The 25785-nt window shown below is 64.3% G+C and carries 29 protein-coding genes and 1 other annotated feature; of the genes, 17 read left to right on the top strand and 12 right to left on the bottom strand.

Going from position 1 to position 25785, the window contains the following annotated elements:
* Positions 1 to 20 precede the first annotated feature (20 nt).
* The 8 genes from DN611_RS17370 to DN611_RS16180 all read right to left on the bottom strand — a co-directional run bounded on the left by DN611_RS17370 (position 21) and on the right by DN611_RS16180 (position 6400).
* Complete coding sequence (locus DN611_RS17370; protein ID WP_021750458.1) at positions 21 to 224, bottom strand: PF20097 family protein; 204 nt, start codon at positions 222 to 224, stop codon at positions 21 to 23.
* 22 nt (positions 225 to 246) lie between these two features.
* Positions 247 to 519, bottom strand: a complete 273-nt coding sequence (locus DN611_RS17365; protein WP_036630943.1) for a PF20097 family protein — start codon at positions 517 to 519, stop codon at positions 247 to 249.
* Between the two features lie 33 nt (positions 520 to 552).
* Positions 553 to 804, bottom strand: a binding site (T-box leader).
* Between the two features lie 71 nt (positions 805 to 875).
* Positions 876 to 2210, bottom strand: a complete 1335-nt coding sequence (locus DN611_RS16200; RefSeq protein WP_119311852.1) for a hypothetical protein — start codon at positions 2208 to 2210, stop codon at positions 876 to 878.
* A 63-nt stretch (positions 2211 to 2273) separates the two neighbouring features.
* Positions 2274 to 2444, bottom strand: coding sequence for a hypothetical protein (locus DN611_RS16835; RefSeq protein WP_170180091.1), 171 nt, complete (start codon positions 2442 to 2444; stop codon positions 2274 to 2276).
* Positions 2445 to 2546: 102 nt separating this feature from the next.
* Positions 2547 to 3197: a peptidoglycan recognition protein family protein gene (locus tag DN611_RS16195; RefSeq protein WP_025544643.1), complete on the bottom strand. Its 651-nt coding sequence runs from the start codon at positions 3195 to 3197 to the stop codon at positions 2547 to 2549.
* Positions 3194 to 5170, bottom strand: coding sequence for an ABC transporter permease (locus tag DN611_RS16190; RefSeq protein ID WP_145985120.1), 1977 nt, complete (start codon positions 5168 to 5170; stop codon positions 3194 to 3196). Before DN611_RS16190 ends, DN611_RS16195 begins: the two co-directional genes overlap by 4 nt.
* The gene (locus DN611_RS16185) at positions 5145 to 6041 is read right to left on the bottom strand and encodes an ABC transporter ATP-binding protein (protein ID WP_021750452.1); all 897 of its coding nucleotides are present in this window, start codon (positions 6039 to 6041) and stop codon (positions 5145 to 5147) included. The genes DN611_RS16190 and DN611_RS16185 overlap by 26 nt, the downstream gene beginning before the upstream one ends.
* Positions 6038 to 6400: a GntR family transcriptional regulator gene (locus DN611_RS16180; RefSeq protein ID WP_119311850.1), complete on the bottom strand. Its 363-nt coding sequence runs from the start codon at positions 6398 to 6400 to the stop codon at positions 6038 to 6040. The genes DN611_RS16185 and DN611_RS16180 overlap by 4 nt, the downstream gene beginning before the upstream one ends.
* A gap of 295 nt (positions 6401 to 6695) precedes the next feature.
* Here DN611_RS16180 and rpsO point away from each other — a divergent pair, with 295 nt between their 5' ends.
* Positions 6696 to 6962, top strand: coding sequence for a 30S ribosomal protein S15 (rpsO, locus tag DN611_RS16175; RefSeq protein WP_021750449.1), 267 nt, complete (start codon positions 6696 to 6698; stop codon positions 6960 to 6962).
* 173 nt (positions 6963 to 7135) lie between these two features.
* Entirely contained in the window at positions 7136 to 9286 is a 2151-nt protein-coding gene (locus tag DN611_RS16170) for a polyribonucleotide nucleotidyltransferase (RefSeq protein WP_119311849.1), read from the top strand.
* A gap of 137 nt (positions 9287 to 9423) precedes the next feature.
* On the opposite strand, the gene DN611_RS16165 is transcribed toward DN611_RS16170, so the two are convergent.
* On the bottom strand, positions 9424 to 10068 hold the full coding sequence (locus tag DN611_RS16165; RefSeq protein ID WP_025544650.1) for an S-layer homology domain-containing protein: 645 nt from the start codon (positions 10066 to 10068) through the stop codon (positions 9424 to 9426).
* A gap of 193 nt (positions 10069 to 10261) precedes the next feature.
* Positions 10262 to 10819, bottom strand: a complete 558-nt coding sequence (locus DN611_RS16160) for a flavodoxin family protein (protein WP_119311848.1) — start codon at positions 10817 to 10819, stop codon at positions 10262 to 10264.
* A gap of 103 nt (positions 10820 to 10922) precedes the next feature.
* Here DN611_RS16160 and DN611_RS16155 point away from each other — a divergent pair, with 103 nt between their 5' ends.
* From DN611_RS16155 to DN611_RS16100, 12 genes are all read left to right on the top strand, one after another.
* Complete coding sequence (locus DN611_RS16155; protein WP_025544652.1) at positions 10923 to 11270, top strand: winged helix-turn-helix transcriptional regulator; 348 nt, start codon at positions 10923 to 10925, stop codon at positions 11268 to 11270.
* A gap of 5 nt (positions 11271 to 11275) precedes the next feature.
* Positions 11276 to 12670, top strand: a complete 1395-nt coding sequence (gene mnmE, locus DN611_RS16150) for a tRNA uridine-5-carboxymethylaminomethyl(34) synthesis GTPase MnmE (RefSeq protein WP_119311847.1) — start codon at positions 11276 to 11278, stop codon at positions 12668 to 12670.
* Between the two features lie 116 nt (positions 12671 to 12786).
* Complete coding sequence (locus tag DN611_RS16145) at positions 12787 to 13368, top strand: DUF1836 domain-containing protein (RefSeq protein WP_021750440.1); 582 nt, start codon at positions 12787 to 12789, stop codon at positions 13366 to 13368.
* A 2-nt stretch (positions 13369 to 13370) separates the two neighbouring features.
* Positions 13371 to 14243 carry a DegV family protein gene (locus DN611_RS16140; RefSeq protein ID WP_021750439.1) on the top strand — a complete coding sequence of 291 codons (873 nt, stop codon included), beginning with the start codon at positions 13371 to 13373 and terminating at the stop codon, positions 14241 to 14243.
* 89 nt (positions 14244 to 14332) lie between these two features.
* A complete protein-coding gene (gene prmA, locus DN611_RS16135) occupies positions 14333 to 15307 on the top strand; it encodes a 50S ribosomal protein L11 methyltransferase (protein ID WP_119311963.1) in 975 nt (324 codons plus the stop codon).
* Between the two features lie 28 nt (positions 15308 to 15335).
* Positions 15336 to 16331, top strand: coding sequence for a bile acid:sodium symporter family protein (locus DN611_RS16130; protein WP_119311846.1), 996 nt, complete (start codon positions 15336 to 15338; stop codon positions 16329 to 16331).
* A 138-nt stretch (positions 16332 to 16469) separates the two neighbouring features.
* Positions 16470 to 17270, top strand: a complete 801-nt coding sequence (locus DN611_RS16125; RefSeq protein ID WP_021750436.1) for a ParB/RepB/Spo0J family partition protein — start codon at positions 16470 to 16472, stop codon at positions 17268 to 17270.
* A 127-nt stretch (positions 17271 to 17397) separates the two neighbouring features.
* Positions 17398 to 19296, top strand: coding sequence for a VanW family protein (locus DN611_RS16120; protein WP_119311845.1), 1899 nt, complete (start codon positions 17398 to 17400; stop codon positions 19294 to 19296).
* Between the two features lie 119 nt (positions 19297 to 19415).
* Positions 19416 to 20075 (top strand): TVP38/TMEM64 family protein, encoded by a 660-nt coding sequence (locus DN611_RS16115; RefSeq protein ID WP_036636562.1) that lies wholly within the window; start codon positions 19416 to 19418, stop codon positions 20073 to 20075.
* Between the two features lie 79 nt (positions 20076 to 20154).
* Positions 20155 to 21216 carry an acyltransferase gene (locus tag DN611_RS16110; protein WP_119311843.1) on the top strand — a complete coding sequence of 354 codons (1062 nt, stop codon included), beginning with the start codon at positions 20155 to 20157 and terminating at the stop codon, positions 21214 to 21216.
* A 10-nt stretch (positions 21217 to 21226) separates the two neighbouring features.
* Positions 21227 to 21733 carry a signal peptidase II gene (lspA, locus tag DN611_RS16105; protein ID WP_021748676.1) on the top strand — a complete coding sequence of 169 codons (507 nt, stop codon included), beginning with the start codon at positions 21227 to 21229 and terminating at the stop codon, positions 21731 to 21733.
* The gene (locus DN611_RS16100; protein ID WP_119311842.1) at positions 21702 to 22619 is read left to right on the top strand and encodes an RluA family pseudouridine synthase; all 918 of its coding nucleotides are present in this window, start codon (positions 21702 to 21704) and stop codon (positions 22617 to 22619) included. The genes lspA and DN611_RS16100 overlap by 32 nt, the downstream gene beginning before the upstream one ends.
* Before the next feature lie 18 nt (positions 22620 to 22637).
* Here DN611_RS16100 and DN611_RS16095 read toward each other — a convergent pair whose 3' ends face one another.
* Positions 22638 to 22895, bottom strand: coding sequence for a hypothetical protein (locus DN611_RS16095; RefSeq protein ID WP_036629957.1), 258 nt, complete (start codon positions 22893 to 22895; stop codon positions 22638 to 22640).
* Positions 22896 to 22989: 94 nt separating this feature from the next.
* Here DN611_RS16095 and DN611_RS16090 point away from each other — a divergent pair, with 94 nt between their 5' ends.
* The 3 genes from DN611_RS16090 to miaB all read left to right on the top strand — a co-directional run bounded on the left by DN611_RS16090 (position 22990) and on the right by miaB (position 25453).
* Positions 22990 to 23193, top strand: coding sequence for a helix-turn-helix domain-containing protein (locus DN611_RS16090; protein WP_021748673.1), 204 nt, complete (start codon positions 22990 to 22992; stop codon positions 23191 to 23193).
* A 13-nt stretch (positions 23194 to 23206) separates the two neighbouring features.
* Complete coding sequence (locus DN611_RS16085) at positions 23207 to 23911, top strand: HAD family hydrolase (protein ID WP_119311841.1); 705 nt, start codon at positions 23207 to 23209, stop codon at positions 23909 to 23911.
* A gap of 129 nt (positions 23912 to 24040) precedes the next feature.
* Positions 24041 to 25453, top strand: a complete 1413-nt coding sequence (gene miaB, locus DN611_RS16080) for a tRNA (N6-isopentenyl adenosine(37)-C2)-methylthiotransferase MiaB (protein ID WP_021750637.1) — start codon at positions 24041 to 24043, stop codon at positions 25451 to 25453.
* Here miaB and DN611_RS16075 read toward each other — a convergent pair.
* Positions 25450 to 25695, bottom strand: coding sequence for a hypothetical protein (locus DN611_RS16075; RefSeq protein WP_021750636.1), 246 nt, complete (start codon positions 25693 to 25695; stop codon positions 25450 to 25452). The two genes, miaB and DN611_RS16075, sit on opposite strands and share 4 nt — an antisense overlap.
* Positions 25696 to 25785: the final 90 nt, after the last annotated feature.

Genomic DNA, 25785 nt, shown 5'->3' with positions numbered 1-25785 from the left:
CCATTCTGTTTGCTGAATTTTTATTGATATTGGGTAATGACGGTTTTACAGCTCCGGCAGAGGTAAGCCCGGGGGCGGACAACCAGCCCCAGCTTTCCACCCAGAAGCAAATCTCCCTTCCTGGCGGGAAGGGGAAGGCCTGACACCTCCTCTGACCAGAAAACGGGGGAGCGGCTGCTGAGAAAGCCCTCCTGCATTTGCTGCTGACAATACGGACACTTCATAAAGCTCCTCCTGTTCCAGCTCCTATTTGCTATCTTTTTTGGAGGTTTCAATCAAGCTGCACGGGAAGGTGACAAGGCCGCATTCCCGGCAGAGCATGGCATGGGGAAATTCCGGGAACGGATCCCGTGTAAACACGCTGGTGGTGTCATCGCCAATGGGGCCCAGCTCCACGGTGTCTGTGGGGGCCCGAAAGAATCGGAGCTCCTGCTGCGTCCAGAAAGGGTAATTCCGGGTGTGCAGAGTTCCCTCTTCCATTTCCTTTCCGCAGTTTGGGCATTTCACCAGAATACACATCCCTTCAGAAAACAAAAACGCCTTGCCTCTTTTTCAAGAGACAAAGCGTTTGCAAACACTCTGCGGTACCACTCTCGCTGCTGCGCCCTTGCGGGAAACAGCCCCTCACAGCCCGCTGCCACGGGCCGATGCTGTAACGGGCATCAATCGTCCACGCTTACTCGCGTCGTCTTTCAGCAGGAGGCTCCAAGGTGATTTTCGCCGCAGCTCCCGTCCGCCTTGCACCAAACGGCGGCTCTCTTTGCAGGAGGGATGCCGGTTACTCGTCCTTTTCCACGCCGGAATGTTCCATTTACCGGACTATCGTATCACATTTTCGCCGTTTGTCAAGGCGGTTTTTGCAAAAGATACCCGTTTTAGCCCGGGGCGACCGTATCCGGGACCAAATCCCATCCCAGCCATCGGCCCTGCGCGTCATAGTTCCGGGCGGTGCGGCTGGCCCGGCAGTAGAGCTCCAGCACATCGTGACAGTATGCGGGCAGGGAGCCGACACCGGTGGACACCATCCGGCAGTTGCCCTCTATGCCGTCCAGGCGGCAGATGCCCTCGGCGTCCAGGGACCAGGAAAAGGAGTTCCCGGCCTGCGGATCGGAGAAGGTGACGGTATAGGTGGTCTCCGCATCCAGCGGCGCATCGGTGGGGACGATCACCGCCCCCTTCGAGGAGGGATATGGGCTGTTCCAGAGAAGGGACCAGAGATCCAGATAGGCCGCCTCCCCGGCACCGTCCATGGTCCAGCCGTCGGGGCCGGTAATGGACACATGGGGCAGGGCGGCCCCGCCAGCTGTGGGATCTGAAAGGGGGACTGTGTCTTCCAGCGAGGCCGGGACATAGACAAGGTCCATCTCAATCTCCAGGGCGCCGTCCCGAAACGTCACGGCGCAGAACTGTTCCTGATCCTCGTCCGTGCCGTGATAGCGGTAGATCAGCCGGACCGGGCCGGGCCCCTCCTGCTCCACCGCAGCCAGGAACAGGCCCGATGCGTCGATGTATTCGGACGGCGTCACACAACAGATGGCGCCGTCTGTCCGCCGGAAGTAAAAGGAAAACGCGCCCTGCCACTCGGCGATCTCCCAGACCAGCTCCGCCGTTCCGTCCCCGTCCAGGTCCAGGGCCACCGGGTCCATCCTGGCGGTGAGGACCTGCAAGTCCCCGGCAGTGTCGAACCAGTAGTAATCATAGGAGTAAACGCCGGAGCAGTGCCCGTCGGTCCGCAGCAGAAAGCCATCGTGCCCCAGAATACCGGAGCAGGCGGTAAGGGCGGCGGTTTCCGCGTAATTGGGGCCCTGGTCCGCGCCGCGGTACAGGCGGGCAAATCGGATCCACCCGGCGCCAGGGCGCAAAAAAGCGCCATCGATCAGGCCCTCCGCTGTAACGTAGAGCCTGACGATGGTGTTGTCTTTTAATGTACATTCCGCCAGAACGGATGCCATCTCCGCCTGATCCACAGGGGCCAGGGTGCCGCCCCCCACCCGGACGGGATTGGCAGACGCCCGGGTATCCACCGGCTCCAGGTCCAACAGGGAGATAATCTGGACCGGCGTCTCTTCATAGAGCAGGGATTCCTCCTCCAGCGTCTGCGGAGGAGGGACTTCGCCGGGCGGAGCGGCGGGGGAGCGGGCGGCGGCAAAGACCGTCAGTGCGGTGGCCAGCAGGAGACACAGCAGTGCTGGCCCGCGTTTTTGCCACATGGATCAAAAAGCCTCCTTAGGCGGCTGAAGCCGTCGGGATATGGACGAAAAGGCCCCGCAGGGTCATTGATAACGGTATTGCTTGCAGGCGTATTGGTCCACGCAGCTCAAAAACATCTCGTGGCTGCGGAACTCCAGCAGCTGGCAGTCCTTCTCCTCGTGGAAGGAGACAATGCGCCGCTTGGTATCCACCCACATGCGCCAGAGCGTGGCGGCAGCCGGATTTTGCTCCATGGAAAAAGGCCCCCTTTGATGTAAAATCTCCCTCTGCTTTATAAGACGATCAAGAATGCCGTTTTGTTTCACGGAGGACCAAAAAATTTTTGAAGCTCCGTGTCAGGAGACTTCGGTCTGGCGCTCCATCTCTGCTGCAACGTCTGCCCGGAAGGCATCCCAGGCCTCCGGATGCTCCACATAATAGAGGGGACACAGCTTCTCCGTCACGTCGTAGTGGCGGATCACATCAGTGTCCGGATCCAGATCGAAGGTCCGGCACAGCCAGGCCGTCAGCTCCACCACCTGCTGGTAGGCGGCCGGGGAGAATGCCCCGGTCTCGTCCGGGTGGCAGACCTCGATGGCCACAGTGTCCTCGTTGCGGATATTGGAGGCGTAGGCGATCTCCGTCAGGGGAATGCACTGGATGACCTCACCCTCCAGCCCCACGATGAAGTGGCTGGAGGCGTATGTCTCCGTCTCCCCAGAGGACAGGGATTCAAAGTAGTTCCGGTTGGCCTTCGCCGTGGTGCCGGGGTTGCCCACGTAGTGGATCACAATCCCATCGATCTTCTCCAGGGGCGTGCCGGGCCGGGACCAGGGGTTCACGGTGAGGAGGTCCGCCTGCACATAGTCCGGCACCTCCACGCCCTCTCCCGGAAGGCCCCGGCCGGCCCACAGCCAGACGGCGGCGCCCACAGCGGCAAAGATCAGCAGCAGGCATAAAGCGGCAAAACGGGGATTCCGGCGCCGCCGCGTTCTTGCCCCCCTCATGCCGGGGAGACCATGGCGGAAGTGGTGTCCTCCGTGTAGACCACCGCATTCTCACCCGTGTGCGGAACCTCCTGCCAGATGGAGGAGCCGTCCGCCCCATAGTCCTCCGGATACAGCTGCCGGTAGGTGACGAGATCTGCCCTCGTCACCAGGCCGAGGCGCTCCAGGCAGTCCACCGTCTCCGTCATGGCAGGGGTCACATGGACAGAGATCCAGTCGTAACGCTCCTTGTCTGCACTTTCAAAGTCCAGCCCCAGGTCCATGGCATAGCTGCTGCCGCTGTCGCCGGAGAACCAGTCGTAATCCCCCCAGTTCCCGGCGGTCAGATCCCGGCCCACTGCCTTGAGAATGGCGTCACCCTCCCGGCTGCCCAGTTCGTAGCCCTCGCCACGAGTGTCAATGTACAGGCTGCCGCCGCTCACCGTCCAGAAATCGTCATCCAGATGGAGGCGCCGGGCTTTTACAGTATCGCTGTTCACGAACTGGTCCAGCAGATAATCATAGGTCTCTGGCTGGGCCAGTCGGTCCCGGGTAATGAGCAGGGAGTACCAGCGGTCTATCCGGGTGCCGCTTTTCAGAGTATAGGTGAGATTCAGGCCGGTGTATGCCGTGTTGGGGGTCTCATCCTCAGACCAGGTGGAAGATCTGCGGGCCTCCATCTCCCGAACATAGGATTCGTCGGCAACCACCGTTTGATGGAGGGCCCTGACCTGCTCCAGCAGGTCCGCGTCCTTCTCCGGCGTGAGCGTGTAGGTGTTGTCGGCAATCCGGATCTCCAGGGTCTGGATCTGGGAGGCCTCCGGCACCCGGTCCGCCACACCCAGCAGGTCGAAATGCAGCACACAGCAGACCAGGGCACAGCCCGCCAGCACAATGCCCAGGCCCTTCCAGCTGCCCCGGAACACCTTGAAGGCCTTGGCCAGCAGCATGGAGGCGCCGTAATACCCGATGGCCCCTGCCGCCAGCAGGCAGACCACCATGGGCAGCGTGTCGTAGTATTCCCCCTGCTGGAAGCCATACCAGAACAGGGAGTAGAGGAACTGGCCGCCCAGCAGGGCACAGAGCCCTGCCACACCGTACCGGAACACCGGCCGCAGCCAGCCCACGGCCACCACGTCGCCGGCGGTCTCACTGCGGCGCCTGCGGTAGAGGATGAGGGCCAGGGCAGCCAGCGCCAGTCCTACCAGGGCGTAGACGCCGATCAGCCAGAAGCTCTCCAGGTCTGCGGAGGTCAAAAGGCGGGAGGTGTAAGGCGTTCCATCGGGGAACGTCTGCTGGACCTCCACATACTGCCGGGCGCACCGGACGTTGTTGACCAGATACACGGTGGGGGAGAGCCATTCCACCACCCCGGTGTAATAAGTGGAAAAGCCGAAGATGAACCCTTGGGCGAAGGAGGAGATCAGCCAGTCCAGCAGCACCGCCAGGAAGTGGAGCAGGGCGTACAGCGGCGGCATGGTGAAGGCGTTGCCGGTGATGAAGGCCACGAAGGTGGCGCTGGAGAAGTAGAAGAAGCTCTCACCCAGCACTGCCAGGACGGTGACGGCCAGCCCCTTGGCGTCAAAGGCCCCGCCGCACAGGGAGACCACGACGCACAGGACCCCGGTGACCGCGTAGGGAATCAGGGTCATGGAGAGGCCGGAGAGGAAGTTGGTGAGGAACAGCCCTTCCCGCCGGATAGGCAGGGTGTGCATCAGCCCCACGCTGCGGGCGTTGTATAGATAGCTCCACACCGCCATGGCACAGAGGGCGGCGTAGACCAGATTGATGACGGGCACGGCGCTCACCGCATCATAGTACATACCGGTGAAGTCCGGTGCGGAGAGGACGTTCCAGCCCCGGTGCACCATATCCAGCAGCACCGCCAGAGGGAACAGAGCGCCGATAAAGGACGCCAGGCCCCACAGCGGCCAGAACCGGGTCAGGTTCTTGCGGAACAGCGTGGCGTTAAAGTACGATGTCTTTGACTGCATAGTCCGCACCTCCCAGCTCATAAATAAAGATCTCCTCCAGGGTCAGGGGCACTGCGTCCACCAGCAGGGGACTGTACGCCGCCAGACGGTCCTCTGCCTCCTGGGCGCTCATCCGCATGATGAAGGTATGGATGCGGCCGATTTGGCTGGCGTGGAGCACCGGCAGGTCCGACGGCACCTCCGTCATCCCGTCGGGGAACACCACCTGCAGCTTTACCATGTTGTCCTGCAGCTGGGCCAGGGACCGCTCCAGCAGCACGCGGCCGTGGTCCATGATGCCCACGTGGTCGCAGACGTCCTCCAGCTCCCGCAGGTTGTGGGAAGAAACCAGCACCGTGGTGCCTCGCTGGGCCACATCCGCCAGCACCAGAGACCACACCTGCCGGCGCATCACCGGGTCCAGACCGTCCACCGGCTCATCCAGGATCAGGTAGTCCGGCATGCAGCACAGGGCCAGCCAGAAGGCCGCCTGCTTCTGCATACCCTTGCTGAGGCGGCGGATAGGCCGTTTTTCATCCAGCTGAAAGACCTCCTTCAGCTTTTCATACCGCTCCATGGAAAAAGCGGGATAAAATCCGCGGTAAAAGCGCATCATATCCCGAATGGAGGACTGAAGGAAGTAGTACCAGTCGTCAGGGATGGCGGCGATCCGCGCCTTCAGGGCGGCGTTCTCCCACACATCCTCGCCGCCGATGCGCACCGTGCCCGCGTCCTGGCGGAAGATGCCCGTCAGGTGGCGGATCAGGGTGGACTTACCGGCGCCGTTGGGACCCACCAGGCCGTAGACGCTGCCCGCCGGCACCGACAGCGCGGCGCCGTCCAGGGCTGCGAAGCCGTCGAACCGCTTCACCAGGCCATTCACTTCGATCATGACGGACTCGCCTCCTTCACCAGATTCAGCAGCTCCTGCTGGCTTACCCCTAGATACCGCAGCTCGGAGAGGAGCTCCCGCACCTGGGTCAGCAGCTCCGCCCGCCGGGCGGAGTCCGCCGCCGCGTTCGCGGCGGCGAAGCTCCCCTTGCCGGGGACCGAGTAGATGTATCCCTCGCCCTCCAGCTCGTTATAAGCTCGCTGGATGGTATTGGGATTGATGGCCAGCTGGGCGGCCAGCGCCCGCACTGAGGGCAGCTTTTCGTCCGCGCTCAGCGCACCGGTGACGATCAGCTTCCGCAGTCCGTCCCGGATCTGCTCGTAAATGGGCCGGGAGTCCCGATAATTCAGGCTGATCATCCGCTCACCTTCCCTTCCGCGGGGCTGCGGTGCAGCCCTTGCAACTGTATTAACCGTATTAGTACGGTTAGATTATCATGAGAAGAAGCGGTTTGTCAAGCCCATTCGGGGGACAAAAACGGGGAATTTTCCGCCGATCCGGGGAAAACTCCACATTTTTATCTTTACAACTGGGAATTTCTGTGGTATCATGCAACAGCACGTGTATGTGCGGCCCCAGCCCTTCGCTCCGTGGACTTTCACCGATCCCGGGGCGCAGCCCTGCGGGTATATATGAAGAAAGGTGGAAATTTTCATGCTGCGCAAAGAACAGAAGACCGCGATCATCGACGCCAACCGCACCCACGAGGGGGACACCGGCTCTCCCGAGGTCCAGGTGGCCATCCTCACCGAGCGGATCAACGTGCTGACCGAGCACATGCGGAACAACCCCCAGGACAAGCATTCCAACCGCGGCCTGCTGCAGATGGTCGGCAAGCGCCGCCGTCTGCTGGACTACCTCCAGAAGAAGGACATCGAGCGCTATCGTGCCCTCATCGCCAAGCTGGGCATCCGGAAGTGAGTCAATGTGGAGGGTGGTGCGCCTTTGCCGCACCACCCTCTTCCCGCATTCTTTCAACGCCCGCGGGCAGGCCGATCTTTTAGCAGTTGAAGGAGGGACCGGGGATCCGGCCGTTGCTTCAAGTGCTAAATGGTTTGGCTCCCGCGGAGATCATACGAAAAAGGAGACCAGACATGTCAACCATTATCACCAAGAGACAATTCCCCAACTACCACAAGTACGAGATGGAGCTGGCGGGCCGCCCCCTGACCATGGAGGTGGGCAAGCTGGCGGAGCTGGCCAACGCCGCCGTCATGGTGGGCTACGGCGACACCCGGGTGCTCTGCTGCGTCACTGCGGCGCCCCGCCCCCGGGACGGCATCGACTTCTTCCCCCTGAGCGTAGATTTTGAGGAGAAGCTGTACTCCGTGGGCCGCATCCCCGGTTCCTTCAACCGGCGGGAGGGCCGCCCCGGCGAGAAGGGCATCCTAACCAGCCGTGTCATCGACCGGCCCATCCGGCCCCTGTTCCCCTCCGACTTCCGCAATGACGTGTCCGTCATGTGCACGGTCATGAGCGTGGACCACGACTGCACGCCGGAGATCGCCGCCCTGATCGGCACCTCCGCCGCCCTGGCCATCTCCGACATCCCCTGGAACGGCCCCGTGGGCGCCCTGAAGGTGGGCCTTGTGGACGGCAAGCTGGTGTTCAACCCCGACAGCGAGCAGCGCAAGGTCAGCGACCTGGACGTCACCGTGGTCTCCACCCGCAAAAAGGTGGTCATGATCGAGGCCGGCGCCAACGAGGTCCCCAACGACAAGATGTTCGAGGCCATCAAGATGGCCCATGAGGAGAATCAGAAGATCATCGCCCTGATCGATCAGATGGTCTCCGAGGTGGGCAAGCCCAAGTTTGAGTATCCTCACGCGGATTTCAACCAGGAGCTGTTCGACAAGATCGTGGCGGACTTCATGGACGAGGCCAAGGCCGCCATGGACACCGACGACAAGAACATCCGGGAGGCCCGCTGGAACGCCATGATCGAGAAGTGGCACGAGAAGTATCTGGAGGAATATCCGGATATGGACCAGTACCTGGAGGAGTTCACCTACAAGTTCCAGAAGAAGATCGTCAAGCAGTGGCTTCTGGAGGGCCACCGCGTGGACGGCCGCCAGAAGAACGAGATCCGGCCCCTGGCCGCCGAGGTGGGCGTGCTGCCCCGGACCCACGGCTCCGGCCTCTTCACCCGCGGCCAGACCCAGGTGCTTTCCGTCTGCACCCTGGACACCCTCTCCGCCAACCAGAAGCTGGACACCATCTGGGAGGAGACGGAGAAGCGGTATATGCACCACTACAACTTCCCCGGCTACTCCGTGGGCGAGGCCAAGCCTGCCCGTTCCCCCGGCCGCCGGGAGATCGGCCACGGTGCTCTGGCGGAGCGGGCTCTGGTGCCCGTGCTCCCCTCTGTGGAGGAGTTCCCCTACGCCATCCGCGTGGTTAGTGAGGTGCTGAGCTCCAACGGCTCCACCTCCCAGGGCTCCATCTGCGGCTCCACCCTGGCCCTGATGGACGCCGGCGTGCCCATCAAGGCCCCTGTGGCCGGCATCTCCTGCGGCCTGATCCAGGATGACGACGGCTCCTTCACCACCTTCATCGACATCCAGGGCGTGGAGGATTTCCACGGCGAGATGGACTTCAAGGTGGGCGGTACCAAGAAGGGCATCACCGCCATCCAGATGGACCTGAAGAACGACGGCCTGACCATGGAGATCATCAAGGAGGCCCTGGACATCACCTATGACGCCCGGTGCGAGATCCTGGATCAGATCATGCTGCCCGCCATCTCCGAGCCCCGCAAGGAGGTCAGCAAGTACGCGCCCAAGATGCTGACCATGCACATCGACCCCTCCAAGATCCGGGAGGTCATCGGCTCCGGCGGCAAGGTTATCCAGAAGATCGTGGCCGACACCGGCGCCAAGATCGACATCAACGACGACGGCTCCATCTTCATCGCCGGCGTGGACGCCGCCAGCTGCGACGCCGCCAAGAAGTGCATTGACGACATCGTGTTCGTCCCGGAGGTGGGCGCGCTGTACTACGGCCGCGTGGTGCGGCTGATGACCTTCGGCGCCTTCGTGGAGCTGGCCCCCGGCAAGGACGGACTGGTCCACATCTCCAAGCTGGCGGACCACCGGATCGAGAAGGTGGAGGACGCCTGCAAGGTGGGCGACATGATGTGGGTGAAGGTCACCGACATTGACGAGAAGGGCCGTGTCAACCTCTCTCACAAGGATGCTGTGAAGGAGATCAAGGCCAAGGAAGCCGCCGGCGAGCGGATCAAATAACGAGGTCTCCATCCTGTTCCATTCCCTGTCAACTGGAAGCGTCCGGGCGCATCGTGTACCCGGACGCTTTTGACGAAAGACGGCGGCTGCCTCTGGCAGCCGCCGCCTTTTTTTCGTTGCCTGCAGTTCATCGTTCCCTACTTCGCGGAAGTCTCTGCCTGAGCGGCCCGATACAGGAATGTGGCGATCTGGCCCCGGGTACAGGGAGTGCCCGGGGAGAATGTGGTCTCCGTGGTGCCGCTGGCGACGCCGTTCTCCACCGCCCACAACACCGCCTGGTCAGCATACCGGTAGAGGGGCTGTCCGTGTCCGTCTCCGTCCCCGAAGGGGACGTCGGCAAAGGGAAATTCTCCTTCCATATCCGGGCTGCCGGCGGCGCGCCACAGGAAGAATACCGCGTCCAGCCGGGTACACACCGCATGGGGCGCAAAGGTCCCGAATCCCCACATATCCTTCTCTGCAGCCCACTGGACGGCTCCGTAGTAGTAGGCGCTGGGATCCGTCACATCCATGAACTGCTGTTCTGCCAGCGCGGGTTTCGGCTCGCCGGCCGCCCGCCATAGGAACACGGCCAGCTGGGCCCGGGTACAGGGCGCATCGGGGGAGAAGGTGGACGCTGTGGTGCCGTTGGTGACGCCGGTTTCTGCGGCCCACAGAATGGCATCATAGTAGGGGGAGGTCTCCTGCACATCAGTGAAGGGGCTGGCAAAGGCCAACGCGGGCAGGGGCAACCCCAGGCACAGGGACAGCGACAGACAGAGCGCAAAAACGTGCGCTTTCATGCTGTATTCCTCCTTTTCTGTATCTTTGTGGCTCGTTCGGCGCGGCTGTCAGTCGTGAAAGCAGAACCGGCGGGCGGCATCATGATTTCCAACGGCATTTGGTTTTGATGGCTGCATTATATCACCGCGTACCCGAAAACACAAGGAGGCCCCAGCGCCCGTCCTCGTTCTCGTCAGGACAACTGCGGGGCGGTCACAGCGCCGCGCCCAGTTGCCGGGCGGCCTCCAGCTGCTCCGGATGGGCCTGGATATCCCCGACGGCCATGTTCCCGCCGGCGTATACAATGCCCGCATCCTTCCAGCCCAGGCAGTCCAGCAGCGCCTTGTAATAGGCCCGCACCGGGGCGAAATTCTCCTCCGTGTCGCCTTCCGCCGCCATCAGAAGCACCGCGTCCTTGACCGGATTTGCCAGATCGGGGCCCAGTTCCGCCACCGCGAACAGCCGGTCAAAGGCGCATCTCAGTTGTCCGGAGATGCTCCAGTAATACATGGGCGAGGCCAGCACCACCACATCCGCGGCCATGTAGGCCGGATACACGGCGTCCATGCCGTCCCGCTGGACACAGGGGTGCCGGGGATCCCTTCCGCCGCCCAGGCAGCCCCGGCAGCCGTGGATGTCCAGAGCGGCCAGATCGAACCGGGCAACGGTGTGGCCCGCCGCCTCCGCTCCGGCAGTAAACGCGTCGATCAGCGCCGCAGTGTTTCCGTGGATGCGGGGGCTGCCGTTGAGAATCAGAATCTGCTTTGACATCAGAATGGCTCCTTTTTTCTTGATGTCCCCAGTATCCTATGATATTCTCTGTTTGTAAAGTACGCACATCGGTGTAAGATACTAACCAAAAGGAGAGCATAAAATGGAGCCATGCATCACGGCGGGCACCGGGATTGAAGAGACGGGCTTCGGCTACACCATGTCCCTGGTGAGCGGTAAGTACAAGATGATTATTCTCTACTGGCTGGCGGAGTACAGCGTTCTGCGGTACAACGAGCTGAAGCGGCGCCTGGGGACCATCTCCCACAAGACGCTGAGCCTCTCCCTGAAGGAGCTGGAGGCGGACGGCCTGGTGCAGCGGGAGGAGTATCCCCAGATTCCCCCCAAGGTGGAGTACAGCCTTTCGGAGCGGGGGCGGTCCCTCATCCCCATTTTGGACGCTATGTGCATCTGGGGCGAGGAGAACCGTCCCCGCGGGAAGGGAGCGTGAGGCAGATGGATGTGATCGCGGCAATCGCCACTGGAAGCGCCGCCACCGCCATCGGAATCGTCCGGGTGTCGGGAGACGGGTGCTTCGCCCTGTGCGGGCGGGTGTTCCGGGCGGCTGGCGGCCGTCCCTTTGCCGCCCAGGAGCCCCGGAAAATGGTGTTCGGAGAGATGCTGGACCGGGCGGGCCGGGTCATTGACCGGGGCCTTGCGGTGCGGTTCCCGGGGCCGGGCAGCTACACCGGGGAGGACTGCGCAGAGTTTCACTGCCACGGCTCCCCCGTGGTGCTGCGGGAGCTGCTGTCTGCCCTCTTCGCTGCCGGGGCCCGGCAGGCCCAGGCGGGGGAGTTCACCAAGCGGGCGTTTTTGAACGGCCGGATGGACCTGACCCAGGCGGAGGCGGTGGTGGACCTGATCGACGCGGAGACCGCCGCCGCGGCCAGAAACGCCGCCGCCCAGCTGGACGGCGGCCTGCGCCGGGTGCTGGAGCCGGTCCAGGAGGAGCTGCTGGAAGTCACCTCCCGGTTTTACGCGGTGGTGGACTACCCGGACGAGGACATTCAGGATGTGCGGCCGGAGGAGATCGCCGCTGCCCTCCGGTCCGCCGCTGGGCGGCTGGAGCGGCTGCTGGACACCTGCCGCCGGGGACAGGTACTGAAATCCGGCGTCCGCACGGCTATTGTGGGCCGGCCCAACGCGGGCAAGTCTTCGCTGCTCAACGCCCTGGCGGGGTATGAGCGGGCCATCGTCACCGACATCCCCGGCACCACCCGGGACACGGTGGAGGAGTCCGTACTCTGCGGCGGGGTCCTGCTGCGGCTCATCGATACCGCCGGCATCCGGGCCACGGAGGACCCGGTGGAACAGCTGGGGGTGGAGCGGAGCCGGAGAGCCATCGCCTCCGCGGAGCTGGTGCTGGCGGTGGTGGATGGTGCGGTGCCGGAGGACCCGGAAGAGGGATCTCTGCTGGCGGATGTGGCCCGGTGCGGAGTTCCTTGGCTCCTGGTGTTCACTAAGCGGGATATGGCGGGGGGGCTGCGGACGGCTGGGGCGGTCTTTCCCGCCGGAGAGGGCCCCCTGGCCCCGCCTGCCGCCGTGGTGTCCCTGTCCTCCGTCACTGGCGAGGGACTGGAGGACCTGGGAAACGCCGTAGCAGCCCTGTTTCCCGCCGGGGACCCGGGGGAGGTGGGCAGCCTGCTGACCGACCGGCGGCAGGAGGACGCCGCCCGCCGGGCCCTGGACGCAGTCCGCCGGGCTTTGGAGGCCCTGGAGACCGGAATGACCCCGGATGCGGTGCTCACAGACGCGGAGGAGGCCCTGGACGCGCTGGGAGAGCTGACAGGCCGCACGGCGAAGGAGGAGATTGTCTCCCGCATTTTTTCCCGATTCTGTGTGGGAAAATAACTGCTAACAGAAAATGCAATACCGGACCCTGGAAAACGTGATTTACAAAATCAGATTTGCGTGGTATACTACCTCTGAATAAAAGCCGTGCCGCACGGCGGAAGGAGTGTATCCGCATGTATGATCTGACGGCCCTGCGGGAGAGGCTGCGGACCCAGCGCCCGGTGCCCTGGGACCAGCTGCCGGACTTCTCCCTATATATGGACCAGGTGCTCAGCTATATGGACCGGCAGGTGATCCGGTTCGACGAGGATGACGGCCTCACCGCCGCCATGGTGAACAACTACACGAAGAGCGGCCTGGTGCCCCGGGCGGAGGGGAAGAAATACAACCGGGACCACCTGGCCTATCTCACCGCTATCTGTGTGTTGAAGCGGGTGATGTCCACCCGGGATATGGATCTGCTGATCCGGGAGGAGCTGCAGGGGGACCGGCCCATCTCCGACGGGTACGCCGCCTTCTGCGGGAGCCTCAACAAGGCGCTGAACGCCGTGGCCGATGAGATGGAGGACCGCACCGGGGAGGAGGAGCTGGCGGATGCGGCCATCCACTTTGCTCTGATGAGCTACGCCGCCGGCGTGGCCAGCAGCCGGTATGTGACGCTGCTGCGCCAGCGGCAGGAGGCCCGGGAGGAGGCAGCAAGCGCCGCCCACGCCAAAAGCAAAGAACGGGCCAAAAAGGAAAAGGAGAAGGACTGAGCATGGATGATTTTGTGATCCTGACAGACAGCTGCTGCGACATGACCGCCCGGATGGCGGCGGATCTGGAGCTGGAGGTGCTGCCCCTGAGCCTGAATATGGAGGACCGGGTGTACCACAACTACCTGGACGGCCGGGAGATCGGCTTCCAGGACTTCTATGCCCGGCTCCGCGCCGGCGCCCTGGCGACCACCTCCGCCATCAGCGTGGGCGTGTTTGATGAGGCTATGCGGAAGATTCTGGATAGCGGCAGGGACGTGCTGTACCTGGCCTTTTCCTCCGCGCTCTCCACCACCTACCAGTCGGCGGTGATCGCCGCCGATGACCTGCGGGAGGCATACCCCGGACGGAAGATCTTTGTGGTGGACACGCTCAGCGCCTCTTTGGGCCAGGGGCTGCTGGTATACCTCTGCGTCCAGGAGAAGCGGAAGGGGAAGACCATCGACCAGGTCCACGTCTTTGCGGAGGAGACCAAGGCGAAGGTGTGCCACTGGTTCACCGTGGACGACCTGAACCATCTGAAGCGTGGCGGCCGGGTCAGCGCTGCGGCGGCCCTGTTCGGCACCATGCTGTCCATCAAGCCGGTGCTGCATGTGGATGACACGGGCCATCTGGTGCCCGTCAGCAAGACCCGGGGGCGGAAGGCGTCCCTGCTGGCCCTGGTGGACCGCATGGCGGAGAGCGCCGTCGACCCGGCGGGGCAGACCATCTTCATCAGCCACGGGGACTGCGAGGCAGACGCTGAGTTTGTGGCAGACGAGGTGCGCCGCCGCTTCGGCGTACAGGACATCTATATCAACTACGTGGGGCCGGTCATCGGCAACCACTCTGGCCCTGGCACGCTGGCCCTGTTCTTCCTGGGCAGCCGCCGGTGAGGACGGACGGAAAAGCGTCCCTTCAGAGGGGCGCTTTTCCCTGGAGATCAAATATAATTCCGCTCCGGCGGAGAGATGAGGTGACGGCTGTGAAATGGCTGGAGGTACATATCGACACAAACCACACCGGACTGGAGCCGGTGGAGACGATGCTCTCCGCCCTGGGCATCGACGGTGTGGTGATCGATGACGAGACGGAGTTCGAGGACTTCCTGGAGAACAACGGGCAGTACTGGGACTATGTGGACGAGGATTTGCGGCAGGAGATGCAGGGCCGGTCCCGGATCACCTTCTATCTGGAGGCGGGGGACGAGGGCTTCGCCAAGCTGGGGGAGGTCCGCATCGCCCTGGAGGAGCTGAAAAAGACCCGGGACGACTGCGGCACCCTGCTGATGACCCTGGATGACCTGGAGGACGCCGACTGGGAGAACAACTGGAAGCAGTATTACAAGCCCATGGAGATTGGAGACCGGCTGCTGGTGGTGCCGGAGTGGCTGCGGGAGGACCCCAAGGTCCGGGCGGGCCTTGCCGCCGGGCGGGTGGCCCTGGTGTTGGATCCGGGCCTCACCTTCGGCACCGGCAGTCATGCCACCACCCGCCTGTGCCTGACGGCGCTGGAGAAGACCATCCGCGGCGGCGAGCGGGTACTGGACCTGGGCTGCGGCAGCGGTATCCTCTCCATCGCGGCGCTGAAGCTGGGGGCGGCCTCCGCCGCGGCGGTGGATATCGACGACAAGTGCCGGGACGTAGCCTATGAGAACGCCGCCCTCAACGGCATCGGGCAGGACACCTACACCGTCCGGATCGGAGATGTACTGGGGGACGCGGTTCTGCGGGCGGATCTGGGCGGCGGCTGGCAGATGGTGGTGGCTAATATCGTGGCGGACGTCATCATCGGCCTTTCTCCGCTGGTGCGGCCCATGCTGGCTCCGGGCGGACTGTTCCTCTGCTCCGGCATCATCGACGACCGGGCGCAGGAGGTGGCGGACCGCCTGCGGGAAAACGGCTGGGAGATCCTGGAGACACGGAGCGCTGAGGGCTGGTTTTCCTATCTCTGCCGCTGAACAGGAACTAGAAAAGAGGGGATCGGATTTGAAAACGCTCGGCCGCCTGGATGGCTTCCTGGGCGGACACATGGCGCCGGTGGTGCTCTGCTGTGTGGCGCTGGGTATTGCCTTTCCGGAGGTGCTCTCCCACCTGAACGGGGTGACGGTAGGGCTGTTCGCCTTCATGACTTTTTCCAACAGCCTGGGCGGCGGCTTCCGGGAGCTGGCGCAGGTGGTCCGCCACCCTCTGCCGGTGGCGGTGATTTTCGGCCTGCTCCACGTGGTGATGCCCCTCATTACCCTGGGCCTGGGGACGCTGTGCTTTCCGGACGCGCCGCTGTTTACCATCGGGCTGGTGCTGGAGTATGCAGTGCCCACCGGTGTGGCGTCCCTCATGTGGGTGGGCATGAGTCGGGGCAATACCGCCCTGTGCCTCTCGGTGGTGCTGCTGGATACACTCCTCTCCCCGGTGGTGATCCCCCTGACCATGAAGCTGCTGGTGGGCTCGGTGGTGGAGCTGGACACCTGGGGCATGATGCGGGACCTGCTGCTGATGGTGGCGCTTCCGGCTCTGGTAGCCATGGTGCTGTACCAGCTGACAAAGGGTGCCGTGGCGGTCACGCTGAAGCCGAAGCTGTCCCTGCCCGCCAAGGCGGCCCTGCTGCTCATCATCACGGCCAATGCCACCGGCTGCGCGCCCTTCCTCCGGAACCTGACACCGACCCTGGTGCGGGTGATGATCGTGGTGTTCTTCCTGTGCCTGTTGGGCTTTTTCCTGGGGTATTGGGCGGGGCGGCTGTTGAAGCTGGACTTCCCCACAGTGCAGACTGTCGCCCTCAACGCCGGGATGCGGAACATCAGCGCTGGGGCGGTGCTGGCCGAGGCCTATTTCCCCGGAGACGTGCTGTTTCCGGTGGCCTTTTCTCCGGTGTTCCTCCAGGCCACCACGGCCCTGATCGTGAAGGCCCTGCGGGCCACCAGGCCCGGCCGGGCGGATCAGGCGGCCTACGAAGCGCGCCTGGCGGAGGAACCGTCCCGGTAATGGAATATGCAGTGTTCGCATGGCGGCCGCCCATTGGGCGGCCGCTTTTCCTGCGGAGTGGGGGACGCCTCGACAGATTCCCCCTGCCTTTTTGGAACAGGACCTGTAAAATAAAGGAAATGAAACGGAGGTGGTCCCATGGACAGGCCGGAACGGAAGGTGCTGTGGCTCCCGGCGGCGGAAATCCGCCCCAATCCCATGCAGCCCCGGCGGACCTTTGAGGAGACGGGGCTCCGGGAGTTGGCGGAATCCATCCGCCGCCACGGTATCCTCCAGCCCCTGACGGTGCGGCGGACCGCGGCGGGCTGGGAGCTGGTGGCGGGGGAGCGGCGGCTGCGGGCAGCCGTGCTGGCGGGTCTGGAGACCGTCCCCTGCCTGGAGGCGGAGGTGGACGGGCGGGCCTCCGCCCTGCTGGCCCTTGTGGAGAATTTGCAGCGCAAGGATCTGCATTACCTGGAGGAGGCGGAGGCCATCGCCGCCTTTCTCCACCAGACGGGCATGACCCAGGAGGCGGTGGCGGCCCAGCTGGGCATGTCCCCCTCGGCTCTGGCCAACAAGCTGCGGCTGCTGCGGCTGTCCCCGGCCTGCCGGGCGCTGCTGGTGGAACACGGATTGACGGAGCGTCACGCCCGCTGCCTGCTGCGGCTGGAGGACGAGGGCGAGCGGCTGACCGCCCTGCGCCAGGCGGCGGCGAAGCACTGGAATGTGGCCCAGACGGAGCAGTATGTAGAGCGGCGGCTGGCAGCCCTCCAGACCGCGCCGCCCGCAGGACGGCGGACGTACATCATCAAGGACGTGCGATTGTTTTTGAACAGTGTGGACCGGGGGCTGCGGCTGATTCGGGACGCAGGTGTGGACGCCCGGACGGAGCGGGAGGAGACAGAGGACGAAATCGTTCTGACGCTCCGCATTCCGAAACAGCGTCGGAAAGAGGCCTGAAACTTCTGATTGTTACGGGATTGTAATCCATTTTCCAGAAAAAACGTGCTAAAATAAAATCCTGAATGCATAAGCTAGGACAGCACGGCTTGTCTGGGCGATCCGACAGAACAACAGGAGGGGCTTCATGGAACCGAATACGAACGAAGCCACCGCGCCGAAGCGGCTGAAAACCGGCGGCAAAAAGCCGATAATTATCATAGGAGTTATTGTGGCGGTATTGCTTGCCGCCTATGTGGGCCTGTGCGCCTATGCCAATTCCCTGGATATATTTTACCCTAACACCACCATCAATGGTGTGGACGTGGCAGGCCTCACAGCGGAGCAGGCCGCGGAGCGGCTGCGGCAGGAGATTCCGGAGGAAACCGTAGAGTTTTATTTACCGCTGGCCGATGAGACCGGGGATGGGGAATCCGCGCCGGAGGGAGATATGCTGTACGGCGCAGACCCCGACGCCGTATGCACCTATCGGGAGCTGGGCATCACAGAGGAACTGGACTATGAGGTCAGTGCCCAATCCGCATTTGATGCCGTGCAGGGCCGGAGCAGCTTTTTTGTCAAGGGCTGGGAGTATCTTGCCTGCCTGGTCGGAGCAGATGGACAACTGGGCGTCGTGCTGGAGCCGGAGGAGGATATCTTCCAGGTAAAAATGGAACAGCTCAGTGAGCAGTTCTCCCGGGAGGCCCAGGACGCCTCCTACGAGGTGACGGAGGATGCCGTCGAAATCACAAAAGCCCTGAACGGACTGTCCGTGTCCGCCGCAGATCTTGCGCGGACTGCACAGGAAAGATGGACTGGCAGCGGCAATGGCGCGGCGGCCAGCGTGTTTGTGAACAACGCTCGGATCCTTCCCGCCAAGACCCTCACCGCCCAGGAGATCTACGACGATTGCTCCGGCGTGGTGAAGAACGCCTCCTATGACAAGGAGACGGGCGCCATCGTACCGGAGGAGGCCGGAGCGGACTTCGATGTGGACGAGGCCCAGCGGCTGCTGGACGCGGCCGCGCCCGGCGAGACGGTCACCGTCCCCGCCCAGGTGGAGCTGCCCGCCGTCACGGCGGAGGAGCTGGAGCAGGTGCTGTTCCGGGACGTGCTGGGCGAGGCCCGCACCCATGTGGGCGGCACATCCGCCCGCCGGTCCAATGTGAAGCTGTCCGCCGCATCCATCAACGAGTATGTGATGAACAGCGGCGACGTGTTCTCCTACAATGACGTGGTGGGCCAGCGGACCGCCGCCCGGGGCTATCAGGCGGCTCCCGCCTATGTCCAGGGGGAGACGGTGGACGAGATCGGCGGCGGCATCTGCCAGACTTCCTCCACGCTGTACCTGGCCTGCCTGCGGTCCAACCTGGAGATCACGGAGCGGTACGCCCACCGCTACGTCCCCGCCTATATCACCGCGGGCATGGACGCCACGGTGTCCTGGGGCGGGCCGGACTACAAGTTCACCAACAACTCCCTGTACCCCATCAAGATCGTCACCATCTATGAAAACAATTACCTGACGGTCCGGATCCTGGGCACCAATGTGGACGGCACCAGCGTGAAGATGACCAACGAGCACCTCTCCACCACGCCCTATGAGACGGTGTATGAGGACGACCCCACCCTGGCGCCGGGCACGGAGAAGGTCAAGACCACGCCCTACACCGGGTACAAGTACCGGACATACCGCAATGTCTACGACGCCAACGGCAAGCTGATCTCCTCCACTTACGAGGCCACCAGCGACTACAAGTCCCGCAATAAGGTGATCCTCCGGGGCCCGGCGGTAGAGCCCGCCGACGGCGGCGCCCAGATACCAACGGACACCACCGAGCCCACCACGCCGGTGGAGCCCACGGAGCCCCAGGACCCTGATGTCCCCGCAGAGCCTACAGAACCCACGACGCCGGATAATGGCTGGACCATCCAGACGCCGGAGCAGGACGGCCAGCAGACAGCGGAAGGGCAGACCGGCACCGGGACCACTGGGGAGTCCGGACTTTCCACGGACGTCCTGCCCCAGGACGAACCCTTTGTATGACCGCCAGGGGAATTCTGTCACTATTTGCAGAAAGAGGCAGCCGGATTTCCGGCTGCCTCTTCGTCTTTTTCCGCCCGCCGCATATACTAGCCCTATCTGACGCGGGCGGGAGGACGGCCATGGAAAAACATGCCTTTCATGTCTGGCGGTACGGGGCGCCGCTGCTGGTGCTGGCAGCGGGCGCCGCCGCCCTCTGGCCGTTCCGCCACCAGCTGACGGCGGAGGCCATCGCCGCCTTTTCCCCCCGGCAGACGGTTCTGGCGGCGTCGTTCCTGGTGGGGCTGTACGCCCTCAAGAGCCTCTCCGTCTGCTTTCCCATGTCCGCCCTCACGGCGGCGGGGGGACTGCTGTTCCCGTTCCCCCTGGCGCTGGCGGTGAACCTCTGCGGCACCGGGGTGGCCCAGACCATCCCCTTTTTCCTGGGGCGGCGGGAGCAGGGGGGACTGGAGGCCCTGGCGGAGCGGATTCCCCGGGTGGCGGGCGTCTGCCGGGCCCAGGCGGAGAACCCGTGGCTGTCCGTCTTTCTGCTGCGGCTGGCGGGGGCATCGCCGGGGGATGTGGTGAGCCTCTATCTGGGGGCCTCCGGCACGCCCTACGGCACGTATCTCTCCGCCGGGCTGCTGGGCGGCCTGCCCCGGATTGCCTGCGCCACCGTGCTGGGCGGCGCGCTGTGGCAGCCGGGGAGCGGGCGCTTCTGGCTGTCCCTGGCGGCGGGCGGGGCGCTGACGGCCCTCTCCGGCGTTATCTGGCTCCTGTGGCGGCGCCGCAGGAGGGCGTGAAGCGGCGGTTGCTTTTTTCTGCCAAACCGTGTACACTGTTGTCGGCAAGCTCGATCTGTCCAATGAGGGAGATGGTCGGATGCAGACGCTGACACAGCGCCGCAGCGTGCCGGTGGACGCGGCCAAGACGGCGGCGATCTTCGGCACGCTGCTGATCCATGCCTCCGCCGCCGGGGGCTTTGCGGGAGCGCCGGGGTCCTTTGGGTGGACCTCCGCCCTGTTCTGGAACTGCCTGCTGCGCAGCGCGGTGCCGGTGTTCTTCCTGTGCAGCGGCGCGCTGCTGCTGCCGCCGGAAAAGGAGGTCACCGTCCGGCGGGTGTGGACGAAGTACATCCCCCGCATCCTGGCGGCCCTGCTTTTCTGGGCCGCAGCCTATGAGGGTGTGGAGCTGCTGCGGGGCTGGCGCGCTGCGGGCGTGCTGGAGCGGACGGCCCTCCGGCAGGCGGCGCTGAATCTGGTGCTGTTCCATCACAAGAACCATCTCTATTACCTCCACATCATTCTGCTGGTGTACGCGGTGCTGCCCCTGACCCGCCGCCTTGTGGCGGCGGCGGACCGGCGGCTGCTGAACTACGCTCTGGGGATCTGGTTCGTGCTGGGGTGTCTGGCCCCCACGCTGAAATTCTTCCCGCCCCTGTCCCTCGTCGGCGGCATCCCTGCCCAGTACCCCATCAACCTGACCTGGTGCGCCGTGGGCTATGGTGTGCTGGGCGATGTTCTGACTCAGGAGGCGCCCCGCCACAGGCCCCGGACCTTTGTCTGGCTGTATTTGGCGGGCACGGCGCTGACCTTCGGCCTGACGCTGGCGGCCTCCGTCAAAACCGGGGCGCTGTATCAGGTGTTCCTCCAGGGGAGCGCCCCCGGCGTCTGTTTGCAGGCGGCGGGGCTGTACGGCTTCTGCGCCGCCCGGTGGCAGGACCGGGACCGCTGGCCTGTGGCGGAGACCGTCTCCAAGGCGTCCTTCTGCATCTACTTGACGCACCTGTTCTTCCTGGACTTCCTGGCGGGCAGGGGCCTCTCCGCCGGGACGCTGCCGCCCGTCTGGGGCGTGCCGGTGCTGGCGGCCGCGGCCTTCGGGGGCGGCTTTCTGGTATGGCTGGTCCTCCGGCGGGTGCCGGTGGTGAAAACCTATCTGATTTGAGGAGAAAACTATGCTGTATGCCCTTTGCGCCGCGCTGTCCCTGGCCCTGCTGGGCCTGGACCAGTGGGTGAAGCACTATGTCACCGTCAACATCCCCCTGGGGGAGGCCCAGCCCTTTCTGCCCGGGCTGGTAGAGCTGCGGACCGTCCACAACTACGGGGCGGCCTGGTCCAGCTTCTCCGGTATGCGCTGGCTGCTGGTGGCGGTCACCTCCGTCATTGTGATCGCGGTGGCGGTGGTCCTGCTCCGCCGGATCGTCCGGCACCCCCTGGGGGTGGCGGCGGGATTCCTGATTCTGTCCGGCGGCGTGGGGAACATCATCGACCGGGTGCGGCTGGGGTACGTGGTGGACATGTTCCACCTGGAGTTCTGGCCCTCCTACCCGGTGTTCAACGTGGCGGACATCTGCGTGGTGTGCGGCGCCGTGCTGGCGGTAATCTATTACCTATGGTTCTACGAGAAATACGACAAGAGAGGCAAGGCCCATGGAGACGCGGACGCTCCAAGTGAATCCTGAGGACACCGGCACCCGGCTGGACGCCTGGCTGGCCGGACAGCTGCCGGATGTGACCCGCTCCGCCGCCGCCCGGCTGTGCGAGGAGGGGCGGGTCACCGCTGCCGGAAAGCCCCTGGCGAAAAACTACCGCCTGGGCGGGGGAGAGGCCGTGTCCGTTACCCTGCCGGACCCGGAGCCGGTGGACGTGGCGCCCCAGGACATCCCCCTGGATGTGGTGTACGAGGACAGCGACGTGATCGTGGTGAACAAGCCCAAGGGGCTGGTGGTCCACCCGGCCCCCGGCCACCCGGACGGCACGCTGGTCAACGCCCTGCTCCACCACTGCGGGGACTCCCTCTCCGGCATCGGAGGGGAGCTGCGGCCCGGCATCGTCCACCGGATCGACCGGGACACCTCCGGCCTCATCATCGCGGCGAAAAACGATGCTGCCCACCAGAAGCTCTCCGCCCAGCTTCAGGACCACACCCTGGCCCGGATTTACCGCTGCATCGTGATCGGGAATCTCCGGGAGGACAGCGGCACGGTGGACGCCCCCATCGGCCGCCACCCGGCGGACCGGAAGAAGATGGCGGTGGTGGCGGGCGGCCGGAGCGCGGTGACCCACTGGTCCGTGCTGGAGCGGTTCCCCGGCTATACGTATGTGGAGTGCCGACTGGAGACCGGGCGCACCCACCAGATCCGGGTCCACATGGCGCACATCGGCCACCCCATTCTGGGGGACACGGTGTACGGGGCGAAAAAGCCCGTGCCGGGCCTCCAGGGGCAGTGCCTTCATGCGGTGGGGCTGCGGTTTCTCCACCCCCGGACCGGGGGGCTGGTGGAGCTGTGGTGCGACCTGCCGGAGGCGTTCCAGACCCAGCTGCGGAAGCTGGAGAACCGAGGATAGAACAACGCCGGGCCGCTCTCAGCGGTCCGGCGCGTTTGCACCCGGCAGCCGGGTGTCCGGCGGGTCCTGGTCCGGGGTGCGGGGGATCCACAGGGGGCAGGACTGGTCCTCCCGCCGGTCCTTCATGCGGGGATGGGCGCAGTGGCCCAGGCTCAGGGGCAGAAAGCACCCGTTGGGGGCGTTCCGGGCCTGCCGCCCGTCCCGCCAGATGTAGTGCCGGGTAAAGTGGCCGCAGGAGCCGCAATACACGTCATCCCGTTTCTCATATAGAGCCATTTTTATCACCTCATGAAAATTATATCGGCTACACCGATATAAGTCAATATCGCTTTCACCGATGCGGTATGTTATCGCTTGAGGTGATGGCATCATGTATTTGAGGAGAGTCAAGGAACTGCGAGAGGATTCGGACACACCGCAGAAAGTGATCGCGGAGTATCTCGGTGTGAAACAGAACACCTACTCAGACTACGAAAACGGAAAGATCAAGATACCGCTGGAAGTCTTTTTCAAATTGGCAGATTACTACAAGGTCAGCTTGGACTATTTAGCGGGCCGCACAGACAAGCGATAGAAGGAGGGCACCCATGTTCACAGCCATTCTCTGGGACTACGACGGCACCCTGGCCAACACGCCGGTGAAGAACATCGCCGTCACCAGGGCCGTCCTTGGCCGCCTGGACCCGGCCCTGCTGGACCCGCTGCCGGAGGCGCTTTCCTCCCTGGCCGCCTATCAGGCCGCCAACTACCGCTGGCGCAACTGGCGGGAGCTGTACCAGCACGCCCTCCGCGTCCCGGCGGACCGGCTGGACGAGGCGGGGGCCCTGTGGGGCCCCTGCCAGCTGGCGGACCGGACCCTGCCGCCCCTCTTCGGCGGGCTTTTGGAGGTTCTGCCCCGTCTGGCCGCCCTGGCCCCCATGGGCATCTGCTCCCAGAACGACAGCGGCAACATCCGCGCCGCCCTGGCCGCCCACGGCGCGGCGGACTGCTTTGCCGCCGTGGTGGGCCACGCGGACGTGGACTTCGCCCGTCAGAAGCCGGACCCCGCCGCCTTCCTGGCCTGCCTGGACCGGCTGGGGCTTCGGGAGGGGCGCTTCGCCTACATCGGGGACCACGCCGGGGACATCGCCTTCGGCCGCAATGCCCAGGCGGCCCTGCGGGCCATGGGCCGGGCGGCGGAGGTGGTCTGCGTGGCCGCCGCCTGGGGCGGCGCCCCGTCCGTGGATTTGGCGGCGGCGGACGCCGTGGCCGCCCGCCCCGCGGACCTGCCGGATCTTCTGGCAGACCTGTGACACAACAGCGGCCCCGCCGGGAACTTCCCGGCGGGGCCGCTGTCTGCCTGCCGGAGGTTTCTGCTTGTGCTTTGTTTTCTGGTGTGCTATGATATTTTAGTTAAAGTATCTGCATTTGGAGGAACTGATTTGGAACGCGAAAACGTATTGATCCCCCAGGCGGACCTGGACCGCCAGCGGGAGTTTGAGGAGAAGATCCGCGGCCTGTTCGCCGCCCGGGAGGCTCACCCCGCGGCCTGTGTGGACACCTTCGGCTGCCAGCAGAATGTGGCGGACGGACAGAAGCTCATGGGGATGCTGGAGGCAAGCGGCTTCACCCTCACCCAGGACCCGAAGGAGGCCGATCTGGTGCTCCTGAACACCTGCGCCATCCGGGAGCACGCGGAGGACCGGGTGTTCGGCAACCTGGGCGCCCTGACCCACACCAAGAAGGAGAATCCGGAGCAGGTGATCTGCCTGTGCGGCTGCATGGCCCAGGAGCCCCGGGTGTCGGAGCGGATCAAAAAGTCCTATCCCCACGTGGATCTGGTGTTCGGCCCCCAGGCCCTGTGGAAGTTCCCGGAGCTTTTGTGGCAGGTGTATGAGACGAAGAAGCGGGTCTTTTCCGTCCAGGACGAGCACGGCACCATTGCCGAGGGCATCCCCGTGGTGCGGGAGAAGGGCGTGAAGGCCTGGGTCTCCATCATGTACGGATGCAACAACTTCTGCTCCTACTGCATCGTGCCCTATGTCCGGGGCCGGGAGCGGAGCCGGGACCCCCAGGCCGTGCTGGCGGAGGTCCGGCAGCTGGTGGAGGCGGGGTACAAGGACATCACCCTGCTGGGCCAGAACGTGAACTCCTACGGCAACGATCTGGATTTGGATTACCACTTCCCGGACCTGCTGGCGGACATCGACCGGATCCCGGGGGAATATCTCATCCGCTTCATGTCCAGCCACCCCAAGGACGCCACGCCCCGGCTGTTTGACGTGATGGCCGCAAGCTCTCATGTGGCCAAGCAGCTGCACCTGCCCTTCCAGTCCGGCAACGACCGGGTCCTGAAAGAGATGAACCGCCGCTACACCCGGCAGCAGTACCTGGATCTGGTGAACTACGCCAAGCGGGTCATGCCCGGGCTGGTATTGACCTCCGACGTCATCATCGGCTTCCCCGGCGAGACGGAGGCGGAGGCCATGGACACCGTGTCTCTGGTGGAGGAGGTGGGGTTTGACGCCCTGTTCACCTTCATCTACTCCCCCCGCCCCGGCACCAAGGCCGCGGCCATGCCGGACCCGGCCACCCGGGCGGAGAAGCAGAAGTGGTTTGACAGGCTCCTGGAGGTCCAGAACAATATGTCCGCCAAGCTCCACGCCGCCTATGTGGGCAAAACGGTGCGGGTGCTGGTGGACGGCGAGAGCGACGACCCGGAGTACCCCCTGACCTCCCGGACGGAGGGCAACCGTCTGGTGCGGCTGAAAGGGGACAAGGCCCTGATCGGGCAGTTCGCGGATGTGGCCGTCACCGGCAGCAACACCTGGGCGCTGTACGGCGAGGCCGTTTAACGGTAGACCTCCCGCGCGAGGAGGAAGGCCCTGCGGGCGTAGGCGTCCTGATAGGCGCTGCCTGCGGCGGCGGAGGCGTCCTCATAGGAATCCAGCAGCGCACGCTGCTGATCGGTGAGGGTGGCGGAAAGCGCGGTCAAGGCGTCGTTCGCCTGCTGGAGGGGGAGGAAGTAGTCCTTGCCCAGAGAGGGGTACAGCTCGTCCTCCAGGGCGGTGAGCAGGATGTCGATGTAATCGGACATAGGGGATCACTCCTGAATTTGTTTGACAGACACGATTGTGTCTTTTATAGTACGTATCATAGCAGACATATTTGTGTCTGTCAAGAGCGG

The sequence above is a fragment of the Oscillibacter sp. PEA192 genome (assembly GCF_003574015.1).
Classification (GTDB): Bacteria; Bacillota; Clostridia; order Oscillospirales; family Oscillospiraceae; genus Oscillibacter; species Oscillibacter welbionis.
The sequence above is the reverse complement of the archived record's forward strand: the minus strand, read 5'-3'. Positions and strand labels throughout refer to the sequence as shown.

Excerpts from the sequence above, each read along its gene's own strand:
- DN611_RS17370 (WP_021750458.1), bottom strand. The coding sequence starts at position 224 with ATGAAGTGTCCGTATTGTCAGCAGCAAATGCAGGAGGGCTTTCTCAGC.
- DN611_RS17365 (WP_036630943.1), bottom strand. The coding sequence starts at position 519 with ATGTGTATTCTGGTGAAATGCCCAAACTGCGGAAAGGAAATGGAAGAG.
- DN611_RS16200 (WP_119311852.1), bottom strand. The coding sequence starts at position 2,210 with ATGTGGCAAAAACGCGGGCCAGCACTGCTGTGTCTCCTGCTGGCCACC.
- DN611_RS16835 (WP_170180091.1), bottom strand. The coding sequence starts at position 2,444 with ATGGAGCAAAATCCGGCTGCCGCCACGCTCTGGCGCATGTGGGTGGAT.
- DN611_RS16195 (WP_025544643.1), bottom strand. The coding sequence starts at position 3,197 with ATGAGGGGGGCAAGAACGCGGCGGCGCCGGAATCCCCGTTTTGCCGCT.
- DN611_RS16190 (WP_145985120.1), bottom strand. The coding sequence starts at position 5,170 with ATGCAGTCAAAGACATCGTACTTTAACGCCACGCTGTTCCGCAAGAAC.
- DN611_RS16185 (WP_021750452.1), bottom strand. The coding sequence starts at position 6,041 with ATGATCGAAGTGAATGGCCTGGTGAAGCGGTTCGACGGCTTCGCAGCC.
- DN611_RS16180 (WP_119311850.1), bottom strand. The coding sequence starts at position 6,400 with ATGATCAGCCTGAATTATCGGGACTCCCGGCCCATTTACGAGCAGATC.
- rpsO (WP_021750449.1), top strand. The coding sequence starts at position 6,696 with ATGCTGCGCAAAGAACAGAAGACCGCGATCATCGACGCCAACCGCACC.
- DN611_RS16170 (WP_119311849.1), top strand. The coding sequence starts at position 7,136 with ATGTCAACCATTATCACCAAGAGACAATTCCCCAACTACCACAAGTAC.
- DN611_RS16165 (WP_025544650.1), bottom strand. The coding sequence starts at position 10,068 with ATGAAAGCGCACGTTTTTGCGCTCTGTCTGTCGCTGTCCCTGTGCCTG.
- DN611_RS16160 (WP_119311848.1), bottom strand. The coding sequence starts at position 10,819 with ATGTCAAAGCAGATTCTGATTCTCAACGGCAGCCCCCGCATCCACGGA.
- DN611_RS16155 (WP_025544652.1), top strand. The coding sequence starts at position 10,923 with ATGGAGCCATGCATCACGGCGGGCACCGGGATTGAAGAGACGGGCTTC.
- mnmE (WP_119311847.1), top strand. The coding sequence starts at position 11,276 with ATGGATGTGATCGCGGCAATCGCCACTGGAAGCGCCGCCACCGCCATC.
- DN611_RS16145 (WP_021750440.1), top strand. The coding sequence starts at position 12,787 with ATGTATGATCTGACGGCCCTGCGGGAGAGGCTGCGGACCCAGCGCCCG.
- DN611_RS16140 (WP_021750439.1), top strand. The coding sequence starts at position 13,371 with ATGGATGATTTTGTGATCCTGACAGACAGCTGCTGCGACATGACCGCC.
- DN611_RS16125 (WP_021750436.1), top strand. The coding sequence starts at position 16,470 with ATGGACAGGCCGGAACGGAAGGTGCTGTGGCTCCCGGCGGCGGAAATC.
- DN611_RS16120 (WP_119311845.1), top strand. The coding sequence starts at position 17,398 with ATGGAACCGAATACGAACGAAGCCACCGCGCCGAAGCGGCTGAAAACC.
- DN611_RS16115 (WP_036636562.1), top strand. The coding sequence starts at position 19,416 with ATGGAAAAACATGCCTTTCATGTCTGGCGGTACGGGGCGCCGCTGCTG.
- DN611_RS16110 (WP_119311843.1), top strand. The coding sequence starts at position 20,155 with ATGCAGACGCTGACACAGCGCCGCAGCGTGCCGGTGGACGCGGCCAAG.
- lspA (WP_021748676.1), top strand. The coding sequence starts at position 21,227 with ATGCTGTATGCCCTTTGCGCCGCGCTGTCCCTGGCCCTGCTGGGCCTG.
- DN611_RS16100 (WP_119311842.1), top strand. The coding sequence starts at position 21,702 with ATGGAGACGCGGACGCTCCAAGTGAATCCTGAGGACACCGGCACCCGG.
- DN611_RS16095 (WP_036629957.1), bottom strand. The coding sequence starts at position 22,895 with ATGGCTCTATATGAGAAACGGGATGACGTGTATTGCGGCTCCTGCGGC.
- DN611_RS16090 (WP_021748673.1), top strand. The coding sequence starts at position 22,990 with ATGTATTTGAGGAGAGTCAAGGAACTGCGAGAGGATTCGGACACACCG.
- DN611_RS16085 (WP_119311841.1), top strand. The coding sequence starts at position 23,207 with ATGTTCACAGCCATTCTCTGGGACTACGACGGCACCCTGGCCAACACG.
- DN611_RS16075 (WP_021750636.1), bottom strand. The coding sequence starts at position 25,695 with ATGTCCGATTACATCGACATCCTGCTCACCGCCCTGGAGGACGAGCTG.